The organism is Exiguobacterium sp. s125, assembly GCF_018618605.1.
Taxonomy (GTDB): domain Bacteria; phylum Bacillota; class Bacilli; order Exiguobacteriales; family Exiguobacteriaceae; genus Exiguobacterium_A; species Exiguobacterium_A oxidotolerans.
This window is the reverse complement of sequence record NZ_JACSMI010000003.1, coordinates 215,883-237,972: the sequence shown is the minus strand read 5'-3', so window position 1 is coordinate 237,972 and position 22,090 is coordinate 215,883. Positions and strand designations below refer to the sequence as shown.

Below are 22,090 nucleotides of genomic sequence, written 5' to 3'. Positions count from 1 at the left end.
GATGAGTGATGTAATGCAAAATACGCCACCCCAAAGTATCGAGGCGGAACAAGCCGTCCTTGGGGCGATCATGATTGATGCTGATCGATTGATCAGTGCGTCCGAACGATTATTGCCACACGATTTTTATCGGGCGGCACACCAACGGATTTTTGAAGCGATGCTCGTGTTGTCGGACCGTGGCGAAGCAATCGATCTTGTCACAGTCACGGCGGAACTGAGTACGCTCGGTGTCTTAGAAGAAATCGGCGGGCTTGCCTATCTCGGTGAGCTTGCGGAAGGTGTCCCGACAGCAGCGAATATCAATTATTACGTCAATGTCGTCGACCAAAAATCAACGCTCCGCCGTTTAATCCGGACAGCGAATGAAATCGTCACAGACGGGTACGAACGACAAAATGAAGTCGATGTGCTGCTGAATGAGGCAGAACGGAAGATTCTTGAAGTATCGCAAGGCAAGGGGAGCGCAAGCTTTATCCCGATTTCTGACGTCTTGACGAGCGCGTATGCGACGATTGATAAATTGCATAAGCAAAGCGGTGAAACGACCGGGATTCCGACCGGCTTCCGCGACCTCGATCAAGTGACGGCCGGGTTCCAGCGTAACGATTTAATCATCGTCGCCGCCCGTCCGTCTGTCGGGAAGACGGCATTCGCCTTGAACATCTCGCAAAACGTTGCCACCCGTGCCGACGAGAATGTTGCCATCTTTAGTCTTGAGATGGGTGCGGAACAACTCGTCATGCGGATGCTCTGTGCAGAAGGCAACGTCGATGCGCAACGTCTCCGGACGGGGCAACTCGAAGATGAAGATTGGGGTAAACTGTCGCTCGCGATGAGTAGTTTGTCACAAGCAGGGATTTACATCGATGATACGCCAGGGATTCGTGTCAATGATATCCGGGCGAAGTGTCGTCGCTTAAAGCAAGAGCACGGACTCGGCATGATCATGATTGATTACTTGCAGTTGATTCAAGGGAACGGTCGCTCAAGCGACAACCGTCAACAGGAAGTCTCGGAGATTTCCCGTTCCTTAAAGTCGCTCGCACGTGAACTCGAAGTGCCGGTCATCGCCTTATCGCAGCTCTCGCGTGGTGTGGAGAGTCGTCAAGATAAACGACCGATGATGTCGGATATCCGGGAATCAGGGGCGATTGAGCAAGATGCGGATATCGTCGCCTTCTTATACCGGGACGATTACTACAACAAAGAAACGGAAGATGCGAATACGATCGAGATCATCATCGCGAAACAGCGGAATGGTCCGACCGGTACGGTTAAACTCGCTTTCCGGAAAGAATTTAATAAATTCGTCGATCTTGAGCCGAGTAATTCGTACGCTCCACCGGCGTAACAAGCAACACCTCGATCTAACCAGGTCGGGGTGTTTTTGTTTGTAGAAAATCATGACTAGGGTGTTAGTTTAGTTCACGTGTGGACAAGATAAATTCAATGTTGTGAACGGGGCTTTTTGCTTTCTGCTTTCTGACAACCGTGTCTTTCTTCTCGTGCTTTCCTCGGGCGAGGCGCAAGCCGTTGCTCCTTCGTTCTGACGAACACGAAGCAGGGTCTTGCCTGCCTCTGACAGCACAAGACGTCTTGTGCTTTTTCCCGTAGGAGTCACGAAAAGCGAAGCATGTGGGTAGCGTGTTTTATGAACGAGGTGAGCTGACAACCGTTTCTTTCTTCTCGTGCTTTCCTCGGGCGAGGCGCAAGCCGTTGCCCCTTTGTTCTGACGAACACGGAGCAGGGTCTTGCCTGCCTCTGACAGTGCAAGAAATCTTGCACTTTTTCCCGTAGGAGTCACGAAAAGCGAAACGGTTGGCTTGTGTAGCGGGTCGTATGGATCATTGGGGATCGATTTGTTGAGTCGCGCGTTCCGAATTGAATCGCTTTCGAACGAACAGCAATCAGGCGCGACCCTGCAGCGAAGCGAAGCGGCGCAAGGGATTGCCGCTCAGAAGTCGATTCGGAGAGGAAAAGCGCGGCAGGCGTATGTAAAAGGTTTCGATATGAGCTTGTCTGTAGCCTAGCTCCCCGATTTTGATAAACAAGACGAGAGTAAAGCACATAAAGGAAGCATAACGATTTGGACAAACGAAGTCATCGGGAAGAATCATTATGTTTCGATATCTTGAAAGTAAAGGAAAAAAGGAAGCAGAAAGGAGTAATTAAACGAACGAAACAGAAATACATTAATTAATTGTTCGGTATTTGATTGACTTCTGTTTTTTTCCGCGTTACACTTAGTCGTGGTTTTGAATCGTACGTGGAGGTGGATGAGAATATGTCATCAGTAGTAGTAGTCGGAACACAGTGGGGCGACGAAGGGAAAGGTAAAATTACCGATTTCCTTTCGAAAAAAGCCGATGTCGTCGCTCGTTATCAAGGTGGGGACAATGCAGGACATACAATCGTATTCAATAATGAGACGTATAAGTTACACTTGATTCCTTCAGGGATCTTTTACTCAGACAAGAAATGTGTCATCGGAAATGGCCTAGTCGTCAATCCGAAATCGCTCGTCAAGGAATTAAAGTATCTGCACGATCGTGGTGTTTCTACGGATAACTTATTAATTTCAAATCGTGCTCATGTTATCTTGCCATACCATCAATTGCAAGATCAGCTCGAAGAAGAAGCAAAAGGCGACGCGAAAGTCGGAACGACGCTGAAAGGAATCGGACCGTGCTACATGGATAAAGCAGCACGGATCGGGATCCGGATGGCAGACTTACTCGATAAAGAAACGTTCGCTGAAAAACTTCAAATCGTGCTTGAACAGAAGAACCGGATGTTTACGAAAATGTACGACGCAGAGCCGATTGCCTTTGATGATATCTTTGAAGAATACTACGCGTATGGTCAAGAATTCGCGAAGTATGTCTGCGATACATCAGTCGTCGTCAACGATAGCCTCGATAAAGGGGAAAAAGTGTTGTTCGAAGGAGCGCAAGGTGTCTTGCTCGATCTCGACCACGGAACGTATCCGTTCGTCACATCATCAAATGCTTCAGCGGGTGGCGTCGCGTCAGGTGTCGGTGTCGGTCCTGCTCGTATCGACCACGTCGTCGGTGTCTGTAAGGCCTATACGTCACGTGTTGGTGATGGTCCGTTCCCAACGGAATTGTTCGATGAAATCGGTCATCACATCCGTGAAGTCGGTCGCGAATATGGTACGACGACAGGTCGTCCGCGTCGCGTCGGTTGGTTCGACTCGGTTGTCGTTCGTCACTCACGTCGGACGAGTGGTTTGACAGACCTGTCCTTGAACTCGATCGATGTCTTGACGGGGATTGAAACCTTGAAGATTTGTACATCATACGAATTCAACGGAAAACAAATCGATGAGTACCCAGCAAGCTTCCGTGATCTTGAAGCGTGTGTCCCGGTCTACGAAGAGTTACCGGGTTGGAAAGAAGATATTACAGGGATTCGTAAGTTTGAAGACCTTCCAATCAATGCTCAAAACTACGTAAAACGGATCGCAGATTTGACGAACATTTCACTCGTCACGTTCTCGGTCGGACCAGGTCGCGAGCAGACAGTCGTCCTTCGTGATCTTTACGAAGAAGCATAAGTCGAATACAAACAGGCGTGGCATCAATCGGTGCCGCACCTGTTTTTTTATATCTTTTGATAAGCGAAATAATTCACAAACAAAAGGATAAGAGCGTATACTAAAAGTAATGTTTCACGTGGAACGTTCCACATGAAATCGGTTGAATGGTAGAGGTGTGGCGTCGGTAGTTTCCGTCGCCACCTTTCTATATGCCGAAAAAACAGGTAAAATAGATTGAATAGAAATTTTTTAAGGGGGAACACCCATTGACGGAACGTAGAATACTCGTCGTCGACGACGAACAACCGATTGCGGATATATTAAAATTTAAACTTGAAAAAGAAGGTTACAGCGTCGCTGTTGCCAATGATGGCGTTGAAGCACTTGAGAAGGTCGAGGAATTCAAACCAGACTTGATCTTGCTCGACATCATGCTGCCTTTAATGGATGGGATGGAAGTCTGTCGTGAAGTCCGAAAAACACTTGAGACACCCATCATCATGTTGACGGCAAAAGACTCAGAAATCGATAAAGTACTCGGACTGGAACTCGGTGCGGATGATTACGTAACGAAACCATTTAGTTCACGCGAGCTACTCGCACGTGTCAAAGCGAACATGCGAAAACGAGGACGTGATGAAAAACCAGTCAGTGATGACCCTGATGATATTACGATTGGTGAGTTGACGATTCATTTGAATTCGCATACGGTCACGAAGCGTGAAGAAAAAATCGAACTCACACAACGTGAATTCGAACTGTTGCATTATTTAGCGAAGAACATCGGACAAGTCATGACGCGCGAACATCTTCTTCAGACAGTCTGGGGCTATGATTACTTCGGCGACGTTCGGACGGTCGATGTGACGGTACGCCGTCTACGTGAGAAAGTCGAAGACAACCCGAGTACACCCATTTATATCATGACACGTCGTGGTGTCGGTTATTATCTCCAAGATGGGGAGAATGAATAACTATGTTAAAAGGAACGAACTTCTTTAAATCCATCCAGTGGAAACTTGTCGTCATTTACGCGTTACTGATTTTAGTCGCGATGCAAGTCATTGGAGTCTATTTCGTTCGTTCCCTTGAAAAGCAGTACATTACAAACTTCTCAAAATCTGTCGAGGACCGAGCCGGACTTGTAGCTTACAATGTCGGGAAGGAATTTGATAAGGCAGGCGATGATGAAGCCTCTAAACGGCAGTTGTCTGAGTCTCTTGGGCAGCTGCTGTCTGAGTTTAGTAGTGGCTCCACTTCAAGGAACGACATTCTCGAAGTCCAAATCATCGACCAGGATTCTGTCATTCAAGCGACGTCGGATGAGGACAACCAGTCGGCGGTGGGGCAACGGGCGACAAACTCGTTAATCAAAAAAGCACAGGCGACGAGTTCGACCCGAATCGATACCGTCCTTGATCCGAATGAAGATAAAATCCGAATCTTCGCCGTACCTGTCACGTCAGAAGGTGATGGTTCGACGATCGGGATGATTTATGTCCGGGCATCGATGGAGTCGATCTATTCACAGATGCAACAGGTCACCCGCATTCTAGCGACGGGAACAGTGATTGCACTTGTCATCACGTCGATTCTCGGGGTGCTGTTATCTCGAACGATCACGCGACCGATTTCCGACATGCGTCGACAAGCGATTGAGATGCGCCGGGGGAACTTCTCCCGGAAAGTAAAAGTCTATTCCGATGACGAAATCGGACAGCTGGCCCGGTCGTTCAACGAATTGACCGACGAGTTGCTCGAAGCAAACGCGACGACGGAAGCGGAACGACGGAAGTTGACGAGCGTCCTCGAAAACATGACGGACGGTGTGATCGCAACGGACCGGACGCTCCGTGTCATCTTGATGAACGATCAGGCAAAAGACATCGTCGGCGTCGAAGAGGCAGGCATGGTCGGAACGAATCTGAAGGATTTACTCGCACTCGGGGATGACTTCATGATTCCGGAAGACGGAACAATGCCACCACGCTTGCTTGATTTCAGTAGTGAGGATGAACTGTTCCTCGTCCGGGCGTTCTTCTCGCCCGTCAAGAAACACAGTGGACCGATTACCGGAATGATCATCGTCTTGCATGACGTCACGGAACAAGAGCAAGTCGAACAGGACCGCCGCGAGTTCGTCGCGAACGTCAGTCACGAACTCCGGACTCCATTGACGACGATGCGGAGTTATCTCGAAGCACTCGCAGAAGGGGCCTATCAAGACGAAGAACTGGCACCACGCTTCCTTGAGACGACACAAAATGAGACGGAGCGGATGATTCGTCTCGTCACAGACCTCCTGCAACTGTCGAAAATGGATAGTAAGGAATACAAGATGAATAAAGTGCGCTTCGACTATATCCAGTTCATTAATGAAATTCTCGATCGTCATGACATGACAAAACCGGAGCGGATTCGCTTCCGCCGGAAAATCATGAAACGGAAAGTTTATATTCGTGGGGACCAGGATAAGTTGATTCAAGTTGCCGATAACATTTTGACGAATGCGATCAAGTATTCACCGGAAGGCGGAACGATTACCGTCCGGACGATGTTACGGGCGAAACGGATCGTCATCAGCATCAAGGATGAGGGAGTCGGGATTCCGAAAGCGAACCTGCAAAAAATCTTCGAACGTTTCTATCGTGTCGATAAGGCACGGGCACGGAAGATTGGTGGGACAGGTCTCGGTCTCTCGATCGCGAAAGATGTCGTTTCGGCACATGGCGGCGACATTTGGGCAGAAAGTGAATGGGGACGTGGTACGACGATTTACTTTACCCTTCCTTATGAAGTGATTGAAGAGGTGGATGCCGGATGATGAAGCAACGACTGAAAACGACCCTGCTGATTCTACTTGTATGTGGTTCTATTTTTCAGACGGCAATGCTTTGGACATATCATCCAAGTAGTGAATCGATTGAGCAGGAACAAGTATCGTTTAATGAGATTGATGCTTCAAAGACGGTTGAGAGTAATCAGCTCGTCAATCCCGAACTCGTCGTCTATTCGAATGGCGTGGAAGCCTATCAGACACAAATCATCGGGCGGACGATTTTGAACCGGATTGGTGCTTCGTTTGATATCGGTGTCCTCGTCTTGACGGATAAAGCGTCAAACATCCCGCTCAGCAAACGGAGTGTCGAGATGATTTTCCCGACACCGGTCACGGCAGCGATGCTTGAAGAACTACTCGGTGAAAAAGAGATTGCGATGGCTGAACCGATTAAACGGCTCTATCTGCTCGATTATGACGGACCGATTCTTCGGCTCGAGTCAGCGACTGGTCGCTTTAAAGACTTTCAATTGGTCGGCGACGAGACAGTCTTAAAACGCCTCTTTGCCTACGATAAGAAAAAACCGATGACGAAGGTCGAGCTTAAAGGTGGTGACTACACGTACGTCGCAACAGCGACCCCTCGTCTTGAAGAAGTGTTTGTCTATGACGAAGTCGGACAGGACCCGAAACCACTCGACCGGATTCGCAGTGCGTTCTTCACAGCGAATACGAATGTGCAGCAAATCAAGGGACGAGACGGACTCGACGTGTTGACGGATGGGGTCAGCGTCTCGACGTACGACCGGGATTACAATGCCTATCGTTTCAACACGCTGTCACCGAATACACAAAGTACGGCAGTCGATTACAGTACGCTCGTCAGCTACATCAATATTCATGGGGGCTGGCTCGACCAAGTCACACAACGCAGTGGCTTCCGTTATTACTTCGATCAAATGAGTAGTCAAGAAGAGCAACAAACGGCAATCTTCCGTCTCTATTTGAATCGTTATCCGGTCTTCGGCGAAATTGGCCCGTTGCTCGAACAACCAGAATTTGATTTAGCGACGATCAAGATGACGTTCGAAGAAAATCAAATCCGGTCGATCAGCCGGAGCATGTTACGGGCAGACCGGAAACTTTTGTTAAAGGAAACGACGTTACCGACGATTGAACAGACGGTGAAAGAGCTGGAGCAAGCAGACCTTATGCAGGACATCACCGGAATTCGAGTCGGCTACAGCATGACATACAAAATCGCGACGAGTCGCTACGCCCTGTTTGAACCGGCATGGTTCGTCAAACGGGATGGAGAATGGAGCACAGTCGATCAAGCAATTGGAAATGAGGGGTAATGTTGAATGGATTGGAGTAAAGCAAAGACGTTGTTGATTCTGACTTTCCTCATCCTGAACGTCTACCTGGTCGTTCAATTGATGGATCGGATGATTGAACCACGGATCGTCGCGACGACGGCGTCCGGAAAGACGATTTTGAAAGATCGGAAGATTGACGAAAAACAACTGCAGACCGCGTCTCGCGACATCGGTTATTTGACGGCAGAAGTCGATTCGAGCTCACTGGCACCCAAAGAGAGCTCACCGATTAAAGATGCGATCACATCAGTCAAAAATCAGGTCGAATGGTCTGTTCGGTTGTCGAAGCCGTCACCGCTCGACGCAAAAGCGATGCGCGACTCGGCGACTTCATTCGTCCAGTCGTCCGTTAATCACGGTTCAGACTACACGTTTTGGAAGTTTGATAATAAACAAAATGAAATGACGTTCGTGCAGACGTATAAAGGACAACCGCTGTATTCGACACCGGAGCAATCACGGGACGATGAGGCGATGATTGGTCCGTCCCTGCTCGTCCTGCAGCTGAACGATGACAAGGAAATCGTCAGCTATAAGCAACGTCACTTGAACGAAGTCGTCCGCCAAGCACAGGACGTGACGTTGTTGTCAGCGAGCGAAGCCGTCATCCAATTGTCGGAGCAAGGTCTTTTCCCGGCCTCGAAAAAAATGACAGGCCATAAGCTTGGCTATTTCTGTCTCGTGACGGAAGGGACAAAATCGGTCCAGATTTTACCGCCGACGTGGCAGATCGAACTCGACGGGGAAGAACTTTATTTCGTCAACGCGATTGACGGGGGTGTTCAGACGATCGAACGCCTCGATACAGTTTCAGAGAAATGAGGAATACACGATGAGCCTACACTATAGCGTTCTTGCGAGCGGCTCGACGGGAAATGCCCTCTACATCGAAAGTGAACAAAGCCGGCTGCTCGTCGATGCCGGATTGACAGGAAAAGCGATGCTTGCATTGTTCGACCAGATTCACCGGTCACCGGAAGGCATCGATGGGCTGTTCGTCACCCATGAACACTCGGATCATATTAAAGGGGTCGGCATCTTAGCCCGCAAGTACAACATCCCGCTCTATGCGAACCAAAAGACATGGGACGCGATGGAAGCAAAAATCGGCAAGATTGATCCCGCCTTGAAGTTCCTCTGGGAAGTCGGCGAAGTGAAACAGTTCGGCGATATCGAAGTCGAATCGTTTAACGTCAGCCATGACGCAGCCGATCCGATGTTCTTCCAGTTCGCCCATGAAGGGAAACGACTCGCTCACATCACGGATACCGGCTACGTCTCGGACCGGATGAAAGGGACGATTCGTGGTGCCGATGCCTACATCTTCGAAGCGAATCATGATATCGGGATGCTCCAGATGGGGCATTATCCGTGGAGCGTCAAACGCCGAATCCTTGGCGACTACGGTCACGTCTCGAACGAAGACGCGGCAGTCGCGATGAGCGAGGTGCTCGACGAGCGGACGAAACGGATCCATATGGCCCATTTGAGCAAGGACAACAACATGAAGGAACTGGCCCGGATGAGTGTCTCCCAGACACTGGCGAGCCGGGACGTCGACCTCAGCAAGATTCATCTGCTTGATACCGATCCCGTCATTCCGACACCACTCCTGAAGCTCTGATTATGGGAAATTACTGAATATGCTCAAAAGACCCCCACATTTGGCTAACTTGCCAGGTGATGGGGGTATACTTGTGTAAAGAGAGTTTATGAAGGAGGCATGTGCCGATGGATCGACCTGAAGAACCACGGAATGAATCGGAACAGATCAATCAATCGACCGATGAGGAGAGCGGATTTCCACCGCGTCGACCGACTGAAGAAGAACCGGTCAGTCCTTATCGTGAACCATATGAAGAAACAGACGAACCTCCACGTAAGCGTGGTGGCGGTGGTAAAGCATTTTTTGTCGGCTTAATCGGCGGCGTCATCGGCGCCTTACTGATTGCCTTGATCGCCTGGCCATTTGCCCGTGATCAAATGACGAGTCCGACACCAGCCGCGACGGTGACGACGGAACAGGCAGCGACGACAGCGACGGAAGCCGAGAATGATATCGTCGGTGCCGTCAGTAAAACGAAAGAAGCCGTCGTCAGTGTGACGAATTTACAAAGTTCATTCCGCGGTGCGGATCAAGAGACAGGAGCAGGATCCGGCGTCATCTATAAAAAAGATGGCAATAAAGCCTATGTCGTGACGAACTATCACGTCGTTGAAGGGGCAAGCAGCTTGTCGGTCACGTTATCAGACGGAACGGCGCTCGAAGCGAAAGTCCTCGGCGAAGATCCGACGTATGATTTAGCCGTCTTATCCATCGATGCAGCAAAAGTGACACAGGTCGCGAAAATCGGTGACTCCGATACGTTACGTGCCGGTGAAACGGTCCTCGCGATCGGCAACCCGCTCGGAATCTTCGCAAACTCGGTCACGCGTGGTGTCATCAGTGCCCAGGAACGGACGGTGCCGGTCGATACGAACAAGGACGGCCAGCAGGACTTCAACACGGAAGTGATTCAGACGGATGCGGCAATCAACCCCGGGAACTCGGGTGGCGCACTGATCAATACGTCCGGTCAATTGATCGGAATCAACTCGATGAAGATTGCGGAAGCAAGCGTCGAAGGTGTCGGTTTTGCGATTCCGATCAACGAAGCGTTACCAATCATGCGTGACCTCGAACAGAACGGTGAGGTCATTCGTCCGCAACTCGGGATTCAGATTCGGGACGTCCAGGAGTTCCCGAGCGGCTACCGTGAGGACCGCCTGAAACTGCCGAGTGACGTGACGAAAGGAATCGTCGTCGTCGGTCTGACAAACAACAGTGGAGCAGAAAAAGCAGGGATGAAAGCAAATGACGTCATCGTCGAAATCGACGGGACAAAGATTAATTCATTTGCAGATCTCAAGAGTGTTCTGTACCGTGATGCGAAAGTCGGACAGACCGTCAAAGTGACGTTCTACCGGAATGGGGATAAACAGTCCCTTGATGTGAAGTTGTCGGCACAAGCGGCGACGGTGCAATAACAGATTCAGATTAACTACTCGTACATGTACGGGTAGTTTTTTTGTTTGGGGATATGAATGGGCATATGAAAGAAAGAGAAAGAGTCATCGTGATGTGCTGTCACGCGCTTTCCTCAGGCGAGGAACGAGCCGTTGGCTTCTTGCCTGACGGCAGATGCCAGGGTCTCGTTTTCCTCTGACAGCACGGACGAGCCGTGCTTTTTCCTGTAGGAGTCGCGTGCAGCCGACACGATGAGCAGCAGCTTAATCATGGAACGAAAAGAAGCAAGAATACCACGCATGTGGATAACTTTTAAGCGGTTGAAGAAGCCGATTTTTGTTATACTGGTAGCGGATAACTGTGGATAACTAAAAAGGAGGAGAAGACCTGTGGATAAATACGTCTGCTTGGAACATGTCGAGTTAGCACTTGACGAAGTGGTTGATGAAACGGAAGAATACCCGATTTTGGAAGAAGTGAATTCAGAAAAAACGGTCACATGTGAGTACTGTGATCAGCCCGCAACATATCTTGTGTCAAGCAAAAAATAATTATCAACATGTGGACATGTGGATAACTCTGTGGATAACTCCTGAATTTTCTGTCAGAAAGCGAGAAAAATGATGCAAATTACCATTATTACGGTCGGAAAGTTGAAAGAGAAGTACTTGAAGCAAGGGATTGCCGAATATACGAAACGGCTTGGTGCCTATTGTTCGATTCAAGAAATCGAGGTCCCGGACGAAAAAGCACCGGAACAATTGAGTGACGCCGAGATGCAACAAGTGAAGAAAAAAGAGGGCGAACGGATTTTAGCGAAGATTGGACCGGACGTTCATGTCTACGCACTTGCTATCGAAGGAAAGCAACGGACAAGTGAACAGTTTGCAACAGAACTCGACCGACTGGCGACGTACGGCAAGAGCAAAATCGCGTTTGTCATCGGCGGATCGCTTGGTCTCGCACCGGAAGTCATGCAGCGGGCGAACGATACGATTTCCTTCTCGAAGATGACGTTTCCCCATCAATTGATGAAGATGATTCTGTGTGAGCAGATTTATCGGGCATATCGGATTAATCGGAATGAGCCGTATCATAAGTGAATAGAGTTGATAAGAAAGACCATTTCAAACGTTAAGAAGCGTTTCAGATGGTCTTTTTTTGGTATATGGGTGCAAATAAACAACTCCTTTTTCTGTGTCTACAAAATTAAAATAAGCAATTGATTTGTATGGCATTTCATTGTGTTACGCTAGATGAAAAAATTGCAAACCTTTAAGAAGGTGTTAGACACATCAAATAAAGGATGTAAGGTTTAGTTAAAATCAGCATACTTAGCGACTCTAATCGGATCATGATACCGTCTAATCTTTAGTCTGATACAATCTTTTTTACGGTAAACTTTACACGTGCGAAATAGATTGTTTCTTCTCTAATCTCAGTGGTGCAGAATAAAGTTTAAATTGAAAAGTGAGGATCTTATGAAAATACTAATTATTGAAGATGATGTGATGCTGTCCAATACAATTGTCGAGTCTACGAATACATTATATGAAACTTCTCAAGCCTTTGACGGAGAAGAAGGGCTTTATTTAGCTGAGCAAAACATCCATGACATTATTATTTTAGACTTGATGTTGCCGCTTATGAACGGATACGAAGTATTACAGGCATTACGGTCAAAGGACATCACGACACCCGTAATTATTTTAACAGCTAAAGATGCGATTGATGATAAAATACAGGGTCTTCGTCTAGGTGCAGATGATTATTTAGTGAAACCCTTTCACCGGGAAGAATTATTGTTACGGTTAGAGGCAATCGTTCGAAGGACAATTGGGCATTTCAAAGAAAATAATATTTCGTTTAAAGAGCTTATTCTGAATGTAAAAACTAAAACTGCCACTTTAAACGGAGAGTCGATTAAGTTAAATCGAAAGCAATTTGAACTACTTGAGTATCTCATTAACAACAAAGAAACGATTGTGACGAAAGAACAAATATTTGACCGGATTTGGGGCTTTCAATCAGATACGACGAATACAGTCGTCGAAGTCTATACAAGTCATCTTCGTAAAATATTAAAGGCATATGATTACGATCGTTACATTAAGACATTTCGTGGATTAGGTTATATGTTATCCGAGGAAGGTCAGGACGCATGAATAAAAACAAGATAATAAGCAAGCAGCAATTTACGTTTATGTCGTTGAACTTTATTGCATTTACGCTGATTTTTGCGATATTCAGCGTGATTATTTTTACACTCGTTCAAAGTACGCTTTATAAAAAAGCGGATGAGGAGTTATATAATTTCAAACAAAAAATACAACGTGAAGACTTAGATCAGCAAGAAAATCTGCCGGCTGACCGTGGGCAACCGGACCAGCTGGCGCCCCCGTTAAATCCACGAATCATTGTCTTACGGTGGAATAGTGAGGGCGAAAATGTAAATGAAGATCAGATTGGTACGCAGTTCTATCAAAATTATTTTGAAGACCAAAACTTTAACGAAGAGTCCTTGAATGAAGTCACGAAGGTTCGCTTAAAGGATGAATATACTTTTCGGTCTTTGTCTTACGAGAATGATGAGAGTGATGATTTTTCCTACACCCAACTGTTAATTAATACAGATGCTGAAGAAAGTCTAACCGAAAACTTCAGATGGATTTTACTGATTTGTTCAATTGTAAGCATTGTTCTTTCTCTTACGATTAGTTATTTACTATCCAAAAAAACAATGCAACCAATCATTAAGTCCTGGGATCGCCAGGCTGAATTTGTGGAAAATGCTTCGCATGAGTTAAGAACCCCGTTGACGATCATTCAAAATAAGCTTGAATTGTTATTGGTCCAGCCTAATGAAAAAATTGTAGACTCTTTTGAGAGCATTGCACTCAGTTTATCTGAAACAAGACGCATGTCGAAGCTGACGACCGACTTGCTAACGCTTGCCCGTGCAGATTCATTGGAAACCCTGTTAAGTACAGAAACGTTCCACTTAGATGATTTTGTACGACGTGTCTGTCAGCCCTATCTTGAAATTGCTGAAATGCAAGATAAAACGATGTGGCTTCATGTAAATACTCCGATAGAAATTGAAGCAGATAAGAGCAGGATGCATCAACTGTTCGTCATCCTGTTGGATAATGCATTAAAGTTTACCGCGGAAAATGGAAGTATCGGGGTGAAAACATATCTGGAAGGACATAAGATAATCATAGAAATAAGTGATACAGGCATTGGAATAAGTCCAGAAAATAGAAAACGAATTTTTGAAAGATTCTTTAGAGAAGATAAAGCGAGAACACGAGATACCGGTGGGACCGGTCTAGGTTTAGCAATCGCCCACTGGATTGTCGTTAGTCATGGCGGCACAATTAAAGTAGTCGATACTGGTGAATCAAAAGGAAGTATTTTTCAAATTAAATTGCCTAAAAAGGAAATCACGCATTTGTGATTTCCTTTTTTTTTTGTTCAAATCGCGTAAAACTTTAAGCAATTTTTAAGGTTCATCTTTAATAATCAAGGCATGAGGAAGTTATTAAAAGGGAGTTGAACGCTATGCAGGCAAAGACGTTGAATGGTGTACAAGGGCGGACGGAGCTTAAGCACGAGCTATCAAAAATGGATTGTTACCTGCTTCGCCATCGATTGAAGCACATTATGGAGGTCGATCCTCATGCAAACGAGGAAGGCAAATATCATATTCGAAGCGTGTATTTCGATAACATCGATAATAAAGTGCTAACGCAAAAAAAAGAAGGATACTACGACCGAGATAAATTTCGTGTGCGGTTGTATGACCATCGTATCAGTCTTCTCCATTTGGAGAAGAAAAGTAAGCGTAATAATCTCACGTACAAGCAAAAATGTCGTATTCGCATTGAAGAGTATGAAGACATGCGAAATGGCGAGATTTCTTGGATGGAACATGATGAACGAATGTTGATTCGTGAACTCTATATTGAAATGAAGATGTACCAGATCAAACCAATGACCGTAGTGGATTATGAACGTGAAGTGTTCATTTATCATTACGGGAATGTCCGGGTCACGTTTGACAGCGATATCAAAACCAGTTTTCGAAATAATGACGTTCTCAATTTTGATTTGCCGATGATTGAAACGAATCCGGATGTCGTCATTTTAGAAATTAAGTATGACGAATTTCTACCGGATGTCATAAAAAAACTTCTTCAGATTGGTAACAGACGAAAAGGAACGTATTCAAAATATCAAATGAGTCGAATGTACGGATAATAAAAAAGACTAACGTATAAAAGATTAGTCATTTGGAGGAATAGAAATGGAAAATGTAACTTTTGATGATATTTTCAAGTCCAATATTTTAGAGAAAACAACGAGCTTTTCAATTGTTGATTCTTTGATCGGTTTAGTGGCAGCGTTTATTTTAGGTTTATTGATTTACACGGTATATAAAAAGACGTTTGCCGGCGTGATTTATTCTCATACGTTCAACATCTCGCTGATTATCATGACGATGGCGACTTCACTCATTATCATGGGGATTTCGTCAAATGTCTTGTTGTCTCTTGGTATGGTTGGTGCGCTATCGATCGTCCGTTTCCGGACACCGATTAAAGATCCGATGGACATTGTTTATCTTTTCTGGGCAATCGTAGTCGGGATTTTATGTGGAGCAGGATTCGTTCCTCTGGCAGTATTAGGTTCTATCGCCATTGGTCTAGTTTTAATTTTGTTTGTGAATAAAATCAAAATCGAAAATCCTTATTTACTTGTTATCAAATATAACGAAAATTCAGTCATTGAATTAGTGGATCATGTCGTCAAGAATTATGCGAAGAAACATACAGTCAAATCAAAGTCTGTGTTACCCGGTAATCAGTTTGAGGTGACTTACGAAATTCGTGTTAAAGAAGACGATATGGAATTTTTAAACACACTTTCAGATATGAAAGGTGTCCAATCAGCGGTCATGATCAGTTACGACGGGAACTTTACTGCCTAATTAAAAGAGAGAACCTCAAGTGGCAGCAAGAAAACTCTTGCTGCCACCGCTGTTTCAATTAAACGGATTACTTAAGATTTACGTAATGGAGGGGTGGAAATGTTAATAAAAAAAAGATGGATTATCACGTTAATGCTCGTTGCGATTTTCTTTACAGTGGGGAGCCTTTATACGGTTCAAGAATTTCAACTACAAAAAGTAAATTCTGCGTATTCGTATGACGAAACCATGTTTAATAAAGATGAAGTTTCTACTATTGAGATTTCAATGGATGACGATGAATGGGAGGATTTGATTGAAAATCCGCTTGAGGAGGAGTATAAAGAAGCTTCTATCACGATTAATGGAGAAGAAGTTTCGAATGTAGCCATCCGTACAAAAGGAAACTCCTCATTAACATCAGTTGCTCGTGATGAAGATTCAGACCGGTATAGCTTAAAAGTAGATTTTAACTATTATGATTCCAATCAAAGTTATTATGGTCTATCCAAACTCAATTTAAATAACAACTTTAGTGACACGACACAAATGAAAGAGTTTGTTTCTTATGAATTGATGGAGCAAATGGGAATAGAGACACCGGAGCATGCCTACATGAAGGTCATGGTGAATGGAGAATACTATGGACTGATGCTCGGTGTAGAAGCAATTGACGAGACGTTTATCGCCCAAAATTATAATACGACGGAAGGGTACTTGTATAAGCCGGACGGTACAGGTAGTGATTTGGTTTATATAAGTGATTCACTTGAAGATTATGACGGTATCGAAGTTGAAATGAATGAAGAAAGTGTAGACGAATCTGAACTGATCTCGATGCTGAAAGCCATCAATGAAGGGGAGGGGTATGAGGATTACCTGAATACGGATGAGATGCTCCGCTATTTTGCCCTGAACACGTCTTTAGTCAGCTTAGATAGTTATCAAGGCCAACTGAAGCATAATTATTATCTCTACGAAGATGCAGACGGTGAATTTTCGATTTTACCTTGGGATTATAATATGTCGTTTGGTGGATTTAACATGGGTGGTGGCGGTCAGGGTGGACCCGGTGGTCAAGGCGGACCGGGCGAAGAAGCTACACAAAATGGTGCAGACACACAAGGTGAAGAAGTAACAGCTCCTGAAACTAGACCGGAACAAGTTCCGCCCACGCAGGAGTCTGATACAGATGCAGAACCGGTAACTCCTCAAGCAGGTGGAGGGAATCAAGGTGGCGGAACGCAGGCTGGAGAATTATTAAGTGAAGACACGATCAACTTCAGCATAGATCAGCCCGTTTCTGGTACAACTTTATCTGAACGTCCTTTGTTGAACGTACTATTAAGTGACGAAACCTTATCGAAGCAATACGAGGAGTATCTGGAAGAAATTGCGACTGAAATTTTAACTGAAGAAAACGTGGAGTCTATTACGTCGAAGCTCGGTATCTTATTAGAACCCTACGTCGACAGCGATCCTTCTAAATTCTTTACAACGGAAGAATTTTTAGAAGGTGTCAGTGGTGAAAACAGTCTCCCAGAGTTTGCTAAACAACGCAGTGAATCAATATTAGCTCAATTATCGGGTGAACTCGTGGTTGACGCTGACGAGGTAGCTGAAAACAATTCAGCTGCAAATCAAACCCCAGACAATAATAAACAAACTACGAATGAAGAAGGTGCACCAGCACAACCAGGAGGGAATATGGGGCCAAGACCCGACATTAACTCGATGACAGATGAAGAATTTAATCAATTTGTCGAACAGATTCAATCTGGAAATCTGCCAATCGCCTTACCAGATGATTTTGAGACGATGACGATTGAAGAGAAAAAGACGTACCTCAATGAAAATATGGGGGGCGGACAAGGACAAGGACAAGGACCGCCTCAAAATGCTGATGGAGAAAATCCAAATAACAATCAACCCTTAAATAATGAAGCGAGTAACAATGCAGACAGTGACGAAACGAGTGGAGACTATACGAAAAGCGATGCGTATATTCTGTTTGCATTCTTAATGAGTTCAGTCGGTGTGATTGTTGCCTTTCGTCGCATCGGACGATAAAACATTTAAAAGCAGCCAAGACGAGAACCTTCGCCATGGCTGCTTTTTCTCTTCTTAAGTACGTTCAAGCACAGTTGCTAACATCCGGTGTACCACGTCATGATCGCGGGCATCATATAACTGATAATCTTTCCCTGGTAAGGTATAGACGTCTGTTGCCCCGGCATATAAAATCGCAAGCTCCAGCATGCCGTCCTCCTGGCATGTCGTCCGTAATTCCAGCTCGCCGCTGATGACGCCGACTTCATTTGTCATCACACCATGCGTGGCGGTGAAAGTAGAGGTTTTCGTTTCCATCGAATCAGTCCTTCCGGATAACTTGATTTATGGGGAATGTGTGCTTCTTTTAGTAATAACATGTGTTTAACATCGTTTGTAATGCTGTTTTTTCGGCTGCTTGGAGACTTAAGCCCCAGCGACTTTTTGTATGGATCCACATCTTCGAGTAACCACAGCTTGCACCCGAGCGTGTCGGTTGCCATGTTGATGGATCCTGGTCTCCTTTTGAACGGTTCGAGCTTGCAGAAACCGCAATCAGTTGCGGACCTTCGAGGTCGTTTGCGAATGCTTGACGGGTCGTCGTCGTCCAGCTGCTTGCCCCAGAACGCCATGCTTCAGCGAGCGGCACGACGTGGTCGATGTCGAGGTCGGATGGGTTCGTGAACGTCAGTCCATCGTAATAACTGTACCATGAGCCGGACGTGACCGGACAATTGCCGACGTAAGAATCCGCATCGCGTTTCAAGACGACTTGACGTGTGTCACATCCACCACCTTGGCTGCTCCAATGCGGGAAAAGATCACGGGAGTAACCGGTCATCGTGCCCTCGGTCTTGACCGTTAATGCATTTAATTCAGACTGAGCGGTTGCTTTTGACGGAAGTCCGGACGGGAGTGCCGAGACGGGTGAAAGGTCGAACTGAAATGCAGTGAGGAACAAGACAACGGATACGGCGAGTAACTTGAGTTTCTGGAACATGAACTGCCTCCTCTTATGTAGGTTATGATGAGAGAATCCTCTTACATTTTTCAGTATGCCATTGAATTTTTTTTAAAGGGTTGAAATCATGTAAAAATTACAAAAATTAAATGGTATTGACATGGACAATATGAAGACACAAAGAAAGTAGATTTATAAAACTGCCATAATAATAAAACTAGGAACTTTCGATGAAATAAAACGTATTAATTGAAAAAGGGGCTGAGACCATGAAAAAAAGGTTACATTCATCTATTACATCTATCGTTCTTTTAACTGGTTTAGCGTTCGCGGTAGCCATTTCACTCGTCTTCGTCCAACGCCACCTTAATACGGTTCAGATTGAGTCGATTGTCGAGCAAGCGGATGAACGAGGTCTCGGCTACGAATTGGTGATCCATGAACCAATTACGAACTCTTACAGTTTTAGAGCCTTCGAACAGGATTGATACGAATTCCGTCGAAAGGAGAAATCCATTGAAAGCCATCAGCCAGTTTTTACTGTTTTATGCCGTTACGGTGATGATCATTTATGTCGTCTCGATTTTTCTGCCGGTCGCGCTGAATTTCATCGTCTACTTTTCCATCGCGTTGCTGATTGTTCTGGTCGGTTATCTAATTAGACATTATTTATTCAGTTCCCGGGCAAAGAATTGAACTCTGTCAGCGAATCTGATTCAAATCTTGTATAGTAAAGGGGTACCTCTGTTCGACTTGGACAGGAGGCACTCCTTTTTTAGGAGCCACGAGGAATTCAAACGCCAAGGAGCTGAAATCGCATCATGAACAAACAAGACATCAGTGATATCCGTCGCCATTTTAAGGTCGACTCGGAACTACTTAAAATCAACGAAATTTATAATGTATATATCCGCAAGGAAACGAGTGAAATTTTCTATGAAGAAAGCCGACCGTTCGCTTTTCTCGAACTCGAGCAACAGGAACTGTTCCTGGCGAACTTCAAGAAAGTTTTAACCGGTAAGCTCGACATCAAGCTGTTTGAAGTCAAATTCCAGCAACCGGAAGAAGGTGCGACCGGACATACGCAACAACTGTTGTACGAAGGGCTCTACACGGAAGAGACGGAAGACTGGACGGAACAGATGCAACAGATTGCGCTGAAGATGGTCCAGGACGTTCAGTACGACAATGATATCGTCGTCACGTTCATCCGGGGACAGTATTACAAGACGACGAAACGTCAGGCAGACGAGACGGAAGTCGATAAAAACGATGAAGTCTATACGACGCCATTCATCCTCAGCAGTCTTAATCAGACGGAACTGCCGAAACAGTCGCTCGTCTTTGACTATGTCGATCTCGAATTTAAGTCGAACCTGCTGATCAATCCGGTCATTAAACTCGCGTCACCGATCGGCGGCTTTTTATTCCCGTGCTTTACGGACAATGCGGCGGACGTTAACCGTGTCCTTTACACAGCAAGCAAGCCGAATAAACCGGACCTTGCCTTCATCGAAAATGTCCTGAACGGGGACCAAATCGTGACGGCGGAAGAAGATAAAGCGGTCTTTGAAGAAATCGTCAAGCTCGTCATCGGCGAAGAAGTCGATTCAAAGACGCTTGCCGGTGTCTATGAAGAAGTCAATCACCTGCTTGTCCTTGAAGACGAAAAGGAAGATGAGACGGAAGAGATACCGATGCTTGACGTCAAAGAAGTCGAACGGGTCCTAAAAGCGAGCGGCATCGAAGACGTCGACACGGAACAGGTCGAGCGGGCCTTCAAAACAGTCATCGATGATACGACGTACGAAATGAAGGCGAGCAACATCGTCCCGAACTATGAAGCGAAATCAATTAAAATCAATACGAAAGTCGCAAACATCACGGTCAGTCCGCAAGACTTGAAGTATATTAAGCAAGTCAATTACAACGGCAAACAATGTCTGTTGATCGAAGTCGAGGAAGATACAATCATTGACGGCTTTAAGCTTGTTTCCGAAGAAAATATTTTAAGTTAAGTCAAAAAGCCACTCATTTCACGTCATTCCGACAAGGGAAGCACGCGAAAGATGAGTGGCTTTTTTGGAATCATCCAGAATGATTGATTAATCGGATAAAGATGCGTATGATTGGTTTTGTAAGCGGTCTCTTTTTATTGATAAAGGGGATCCTAAAAATTTTTTGAGATTTACGAAAGCGGTTTCGATACTTATTTTGACAAATGAATAATCTCTGATAAGCAAGCAAATGATGGAGTTAAAGGAGGAAGATGCATGGGACAGGATTATCAGCAATTGGTCGATCGGTTAGCGGAAAAAACGACCGGGGAACTGCAAGATGGCGTTGAAGTCGTTATCAAATCGGTGCCGGACCGTCAAGAAAAAGGTGTGCTCGATCCACGGGTCATGGACGTGATGCAGCAGCAAGTGCCTTCACCGGAACCCATCCCGTTTTCACTCGAAGCGGCACGGGCCGGGATGGGCTGGGTCAATACCGACCTGACGACGACAGACATCACGACGGAAGACATCATGATTCCAAGTAGGGAACAACCGATTCCGGCACGAATCTATCGTCCCCGGTCGACGGAACCGTTACCGGCTGTTCTCTACTTTCACGGCGGCGGCTTTTTCGGCGGGACGCTTGAACCGGTCGAGCACCCGTGTAAGTTGCTGGCAGAAAGGGCGCACGTCGTCGTCATTTCCGTCGATTACCGGCTGGCACCGGAACATCCTTTCCCGAGCGGTCTGAACGATTGTTTCGCGGCCGTCAGATGGGTCTACGAACAGGCGCATGAGCTCGGCATCAACAGCGAGCAGCTAGCCGTCGCCGGCGACAGTGCCGGCGGCAACCTGGCGACCGTCTGTGCCCTGCTTGACCGCGAACAACAGACAGAGATGATCCAGTACCAAGTCCTGCTCTATCCGGTCATCAATCTTGCCGCCTTGCCGACGGACGACTTCGAGTGGCGTCTTGACGCGTACGAGATGAACGAAAATCGTGAGTTACTTGAAGGGATCGTCACAGCACTTGAAGACACGGATGGCTTGTTAAACCGCTTGTACCTGCAAGGGACGACGGACGTACAGGATCCGCACGTCTCACCACTCTTCAGTGACAAGCTGGCAGAATTACCGGAAACGTTAATCATCACGGCAGAGTACGATTACCTCCGTCTTGAAGGCGAAGCGTACGGACGGAAACTCGCGCGGGCCGGCGTCAAAACAAAACGGATTCAGTACAACGGCATGGATCATGCCTTCATTGAAAAACTCGGGCAATACCCGCAAGCGGAAGACTGCATCACGGAAATCGCGAACGGTCTTCAGAAACGGTTTGCTGAGATAAAATCTGATACAAACACCATAGGGGGATGAGCAG

General features: G+C 46.1%; 21 protein-coding genes. 19 read left to right on the top strand and 2 right to left on the bottom strand.

Annotation, left to right across the window (positions count from 1 at the left end):
• The first annotated feature begins 1 nt into the window (after nucleotide 1).
• The 15 genes from dnaB to KNQ05_RS10760 all read left to right on the top strand — a co-directional run bounded on the left by dnaB (nucleotide 2) and on the right by KNQ05_RS10760 (nucleotide 17,769).
• A complete protein-coding gene (dnaB, locus tag KNQ05_RS10830; RefSeq protein ID WP_029332158.1) occupies nucleotides 2–1,354 on the top strand; it encodes a replicative DNA helicase in 1,353 nt (450 codons plus the stop codon).
• Between the two features lie 933 nt (nucleotides 1,355–2,287).
• Complete coding sequence (locus KNQ05_RS10825) at nucleotides 2,288–3,580, top strand: adenylosuccinate synthase (RefSeq protein WP_029332157.1); 1,293 nt, start codon at nucleotides 2,288–2,290, stop codon at nucleotides 3,578–3,580.
• A 248-nt stretch (nucleotides 3,581–3,828) separates the two neighbouring features.
• Complete coding sequence (gene yycF, locus KNQ05_RS10820) at nucleotides 3,829–4,536, top strand: response regulator YycF (protein ID WP_088838297.1); 708 nt, start codon at nucleotides 3,829–3,831, stop codon at nucleotides 4,534–4,536.
• A gap of 2 nt (nucleotides 4,537–4,538) precedes the next feature.
• Nucleotides 4,539–6,386 carry a cell wall metabolism sensor histidine kinase WalK gene (gene walK, locus KNQ05_RS10815; protein WP_029332155.1) on the top strand — a complete coding sequence of 616 codons (1,848 nt, stop codon included), beginning with the start codon at nucleotides 4,539–4,541 and terminating at the stop codon, nucleotides 6,384–6,386.
• The gene (locus KNQ05_RS10810) at nucleotides 6,383–7,699 is read left to right on the top strand and encodes a YycH family regulatory protein (RefSeq protein ID WP_088838296.1); all 1,317 of its coding nucleotides are present in this window, start codon (nucleotides 6,383–6,385) and stop codon (nucleotides 7,697–7,699) included. Before walK ends, KNQ05_RS10810 begins: the two co-directional genes overlap by 4 nt.
• Nucleotides 7,700–7,705: 6 nt before the next feature.
• Entirely contained in the window at nucleotides 7,706–8,542 is an 837-nt protein-coding gene (locus KNQ05_RS10805) for a two-component system regulatory protein YycI (protein ID WP_088838295.1), read from the top strand.
• Nucleotides 8,543–8,552: 10 nt separating this feature from the next.
• On the top strand, nucleotides 8,553–9,344 hold the full coding sequence (locus tag KNQ05_RS10800; protein ID WP_029332152.1) for an MBL fold metallo-hydrolase: 792 nt from the start codon (nucleotides 8,553–8,555) through the stop codon (nucleotides 9,342–9,344).
• Between the two features lie 107 nt (nucleotides 9,345–9,451).
• A complete protein-coding gene (locus KNQ05_RS10795) occupies nucleotides 9,452–10,747 on the top strand; it encodes a S1C family serine protease (protein WP_088838294.1) in 1,296 nt (431 codons plus the stop codon).
• A 369-nt stretch (nucleotides 10,748–11,116) separates the two neighbouring features.
• Nucleotides 11,117–11,278 (top strand): CxxH/CxxC protein, encoded by a 162-nt coding sequence (locus tag KNQ05_RS10790; RefSeq protein ID WP_084157652.1) that lies wholly within the window; start codon nucleotides 11,117–11,119, stop codon nucleotides 11,276–11,278.
• A gap of 72 nt (nucleotides 11,279–11,350) precedes the next feature.
• Complete coding sequence (gene rlmH / locus KNQ05_RS10785) at nucleotides 11,351–11,830, top strand: 23S rRNA (pseudouridine(1915)-N(3))-methyltransferase RlmH (protein ID WP_012371884.1); 480 nt, start codon at nucleotides 11,351–11,353, stop codon at nucleotides 11,828–11,830.
• A 378-nt stretch (nucleotides 11,831–12,208) separates the two neighbouring features.
• Nucleotides 12,209–12,892: a response regulator transcription factor gene (locus KNQ05_RS10780; protein ID WP_088838293.1), complete on the top strand. Its 684-nt coding sequence runs from the start codon at nucleotides 12,209–12,211 to the stop codon at nucleotides 12,890–12,892.
• Nucleotides 12,889–14,187 carry a sensor histidine kinase gene (locus KNQ05_RS10775; RefSeq protein WP_214770310.1) on the top strand — a complete coding sequence of 433 codons (1,299 nt, stop codon included), beginning with the start codon at nucleotides 12,889–12,891 and terminating at the stop codon, nucleotides 14,185–14,187. The genes KNQ05_RS10780 and KNQ05_RS10775 overlap by 4 nt, the downstream gene beginning before the upstream one ends.
• 104 nt (nucleotides 14,188–14,291) lie before the next feature.
• Nucleotides 14,292–14,990, top strand: coding sequence for a polyphosphate polymerase domain-containing protein (locus tag KNQ05_RS10770; RefSeq protein WP_214805371.1), 699 nt, complete (start codon nucleotides 14,292–14,294; stop codon nucleotides 14,988–14,990).
• A gap of 46 nt (nucleotides 14,991–15,036) precedes the next feature.
• On the top strand, nucleotides 15,037–15,720 hold the full coding sequence (locus tag KNQ05_RS10765) for a DUF4956 domain-containing protein (protein WP_088838290.1): 684 nt from the start codon (nucleotides 15,037–15,039) through the stop codon (nucleotides 15,718–15,720).
• Between the two features lie 99 nt (nucleotides 15,721–15,819).
• Entirely contained in the window at nucleotides 15,820–17,769 is a 1,950-nt protein-coding gene (locus KNQ05_RS10760; protein ID WP_214805369.1) for a CotH kinase family protein, read from the top strand.
• A gap of 54 nt (nucleotides 17,770–17,823) precedes the next feature.
• Here the strand turns inward: KNQ05_RS10760 and KNQ05_RS10755 are convergent, their stop codons facing one another.
• Both KNQ05_RS10755 and KNQ05_RS10750 read right to left on the bottom strand, forming a co-directional pair.
• Nucleotides 17,824–18,066, bottom strand: a complete 243-nt coding sequence (locus tag KNQ05_RS10755; protein ID WP_088838288.1) for a hypothetical protein — start codon at nucleotides 18,064–18,066, stop codon at nucleotides 17,824–17,826.
• A gap of 49 nt (nucleotides 18,067–18,115) precedes the next feature.
• The gene (locus KNQ05_RS10750) at nucleotides 18,116–18,748 is read right to left on the bottom strand and encodes an HNH endonuclease family protein (protein ID WP_214805367.1); all 633 of its coding nucleotides are present in this window, start codon (nucleotides 18,746–18,748) and stop codon (nucleotides 18,116–18,118) included.
• Nucleotides 18,749–18,978: 230 nt separating this feature from the next.
• Here KNQ05_RS10750 and KNQ05_RS10745 point away from each other — a divergent pair, with 230 nt between their 5' ends.
• From KNQ05_RS10745 to KNQ05_RS10730, 4 genes are all read left to right on the top strand, one after another.
• The gene (locus KNQ05_RS10745) at nucleotides 18,979–19,197 is read left to right on the top strand and encodes a hypothetical protein (RefSeq protein WP_088838286.1); all 219 of its coding nucleotides are present in this window, start codon (nucleotides 18,979–18,981) and stop codon (nucleotides 19,195–19,197) included.
• Between the two features lie 28 nt (nucleotides 19,198–19,225).
• On the top strand, nucleotides 19,226–19,405 hold the full coding sequence (locus KNQ05_RS10740; RefSeq protein WP_012371875.1) for a hypothetical protein: 180 nt from the start codon (nucleotides 19,226–19,228) through the stop codon (nucleotides 19,403–19,405).
• A gap of 125 nt (nucleotides 19,406–19,530) precedes the next feature.
• Complete coding sequence (locus KNQ05_RS10735; protein WP_214805365.1) at nucleotides 19,531–20,727, top strand: DUF4317 domain-containing protein; 1,197 nt, start codon at nucleotides 19,531–19,533, stop codon at nucleotides 20,725–20,727.
• A 255-nt stretch (nucleotides 20,728–20,982) separates the two neighbouring features.
• Nucleotides 20,983–22,086: an alpha/beta hydrolase gene (locus tag KNQ05_RS10730; RefSeq protein ID WP_214802384.1), complete on the top strand. Its 1,104-nt coding sequence runs from the start codon at nucleotides 20,983–20,985 to the stop codon at nucleotides 22,084–22,086.
• The last annotated feature ends 4 nt before the right edge of the window (nucleotides 22,087–22,090 follow it).

Coding starts and splice junctions, on each gene's coding strand:
- KNQ05_RS10825 (WP_029332157.1), top strand. CDS start 2,288: ATGTCATCAGTAGTAGTAGTCGGAACACAGTGGGGCGACGAAGGGAAA.
- KNQ05_RS10755 (WP_088838288.1), bottom strand. CDS start 18,066: ATGGAAACGAAAACCTCTACTTTCACCGCCACGCATGGTGTGATGACA.
- KNQ05_RS10795 (WP_088838294.1), top strand. CDS start 9,452: ATGGATCGACCTGAAGAACCACGGAATGAATCGGAACAGATCAATCAA.
- dnaB (WP_029332158.1), top strand. CDS start 2: ATGAGTGATGTAATGCAAAATACGCCACCCCAAAGTATCGAGGCGGAA.
- KNQ05_RS10735 (WP_214805365.1), top strand. CDS start 19,531: ATGAACAAACAAGACATCAGTGATATCCGTCGCCATTTTAAGGTCGAC.
- KNQ05_RS10730 (WP_214802384.1), top strand. CDS start 20,983: ATGGGACAGGATTATCAGCAATTGGTCGATCGGTTAGCGGAAAAAACG.
- KNQ05_RS10805 (WP_088838295.1), top strand. CDS start 7,706: ATGGATTGGAGTAAAGCAAAGACGTTGTTGATTCTGACTTTCCTCATC.
- KNQ05_RS10810 (WP_088838296.1), top strand. CDS start 6,383: ATGATGAAGCAACGACTGAAAACGACCCTGCTGATTCTACTTGTATGT.
- KNQ05_RS10775 (WP_214770310.1), top strand. CDS start 12,889: ATGAATAAAAACAAGATAATAAGCAAGCAGCAATTTACGTTTATGTCG.
- KNQ05_RS10760 (WP_214805369.1), top strand. CDS start 15,820: ATGTTAATAAAAAAAAGATGGATTATCACGTTAATGCTCGTTGCGATT.
- rlmH (WP_012371884.1), top strand. CDS start 11,351: ATGCAAATTACCATTATTACGGTCGGAAAGTTGAAAGAGAAGTACTTG.
- KNQ05_RS10765 (WP_088838290.1), top strand. CDS start 15,037: ATGGAAAATGTAACTTTTGATGATATTTTCAAGTCCAATATTTTAGAG.
- KNQ05_RS10750 (WP_214805367.1), bottom strand. CDS start 18,748: ATGTTCCAGAAACTCAAGTTACTCGCCGTATCCGTTGTCTTGTTCCTC.
- KNQ05_RS10770 (WP_214805371.1), top strand. CDS start 14,292: ATGCAGGCAAAGACGTTGAATGGTGTACAAGGGCGGACGGAGCTTAAG.
- walK (WP_029332155.1), top strand. CDS start 4,539: ATGTTAAAAGGAACGAACTTCTTTAAATCCATCCAGTGGAAACTTGTC.
- KNQ05_RS10780 (WP_088838293.1), top strand. CDS start 12,209: ATGAAAATACTAATTATTGAAGATGATGTGATGCTGTCCAATACAATT.
- KNQ05_RS10745 (WP_088838286.1), top strand. CDS start 18,979: ATGAAAAAAAGGTTACATTCATCTATTACATCTATCGTTCTTTTAACT.
- KNQ05_RS10800 (WP_029332152.1), top strand. CDS start 8,553: ATGAGCCTACACTATAGCGTTCTTGCGAGCGGCTCGACGGGAAATGCC.